General features: G+C 37.7%; 2 protein-coding genes. Both read right to left on the reverse strand.

The features are described 5' to 3' along the window. On the reverse strand, positions 1–217 hold a 217-nt coding region (locus NZM04_11110), incomplete at its 3' end, for a hypothetical protein (protein MCS7064563.1). A gap of 1,184 nt (positions 218–1,401) precedes the next feature. After that, positions 1,402–1,888, reverse strand: a 487-nt coding sequence (locus NZM04_11115) for an RHS repeat-associated core domain-containing protein (protein MCS7064564.1), incomplete at its 5' end; no start/stop codon positions are given.

Consider the following 1,888-nt stretch of genomic DNA (forward strand, 5'->3'; position numbering starts at 1 on the left):
ATCTGTAGAGGCTCATATCTGAGGCATGGCCGAGGGGATCGGCGGCGAGGAAACAGGCGGTGGAATAATGATAAAGCCTCGCCCCCATGTGAATGACGTCGCCTTCGAGGCGATACCCGCGCCAGCCGCTAGCTTCATGCAAGCCCACACCCTCCCCAAGCCGCTTCTTTACTGCTTCGCGCGAGGGACTGTAACCCAGATACCGAGTTTTTTTCACTTAAACTTTTCTTTCGGAATAAAAAACTTTATTGAATTAGAATCCGTTGAATTTTTAAACAAATTTTCTATATATATAGATTGAATATAATATACCAATAATAAGTGCAATAAAATACGTTCCAGGGAAAAATATCATGCTAAAAATCATTAAGCTCAATAGATCACTTATATCTTGACCTAAGAATAAACATGGGGATTCTACGCCAAAACCGCCGGATGCCATACGAATTGAACAATCACATATATCAATTAATGCATGGGCAGTAAAAAAAACTTAAAAATGGAAAAAAGGCTACTATACCAATTATTGAATATATAAAATAATGCTTGCATATATTTATTTGATAGTTTTTACTATTAGATGATGATTTTATGAACTTTAAAGATAATTTATCTATAATATTATTTTTTTTAGTTAAAACAGAAATTACAAGGACTATAATGGCTATACCCCACACTAATATATTTAAAAGCGGAATAAAAAAAAATATAGATAACGTATAGCCAAAATTCAATAGACATATTAAATCTTCTCGGATTTCTTTTTGTTGATCTTTTCTTGAAAGATATTGAAATAGAGTAAAAACTATATATGCAGAAGGAATTGGAATTAAAATTAATCCTAGTAAGAAAGTGATTGCAAATTTAGTATTCATGCGTTACTAGTTTTCTAGTATTTCAGTATCCCATACATGAAATTTATCAGCGATTGCTCTGTTTGTAAAGATTTAATTACAGAATCCATAAAATGTCTATCCCAGCTATTTTGAGATTCATCTACATGATTAAGGATAACTTGTTCCCCCCTTGGATTTGGAAGCCACCAATTTGTTAAATAATTTAAAAGACCGCTTCCTTATTGCACGCTCGTCAATATCTCCCCACTTACAGTATAATTTGTTATAGACTGCGGAATTGAGCTGTTAGATGATGTAGCTATATCCCTAAGACCTCTCTGAATTGCTGGAACACTCACATACATAAATCCAGCAGAATTAAATGTAACTGAATTAGGAATATCGTTAGCTATCGCATAATGTTGAGCTAATCCGCCTCCAAGAGAATGTCCTATAGTTATATCGACAGCATAGCTCGGTATTGATAGAGCTTGGGTATATTGTTTTCCTGAAATATTGCCGCTGATCCAATCTTTTAAATTGTGATTTTCAGTCCCTCTAAATACTAGATTAATTTCACAGTAGAATTGTCTAGATACTTTGCAGCAAATAATCCTGAATCAGGAAAATCATACTTTGTAATCAAACTATAATTAGAAGGAATCGCTCCGGCACTCACTCCGCCATCATTATAATAAACTGCTGATGCAAGTTGAGCTTTTTCTATACGAAGCTGAGATTCTAATTGAATCCCTCTTAAGACATAACTCATTTGATTCCCTATCTGCGTCGAATTAAAACCAGAGATCCCACTCGTCAACCCGCTCGAATGCCGTCCCGTCGGATCCACGCCATTCACCGGATCATTATTCGCGTAACTGTAGAGGCTTATATCTGAGGCGTGGCCGAGGGGATCGGCGGAGAGGAAGCGCGCGGTGGGATAATGATACAGCCTTGCGCCCATGTGAATCACATCGCCTTCCGTGCGATACCCCCGCCAGCCGCTAGCTTCATGCAAGCCCACCCCCTCCCCAAGCCGCTTCTTTTCTGCT

It is taken from the genome of Candidatus Methylacidiphilales bacterium (genome assembly GCA_025056655.1).
In the GTDB taxonomy this organism is placed as follows: Bacteria; Verrucomicrobiota; Verrucomicrobiia; order Methylacidiphilales; family JANWVL01; genus JANWVL01.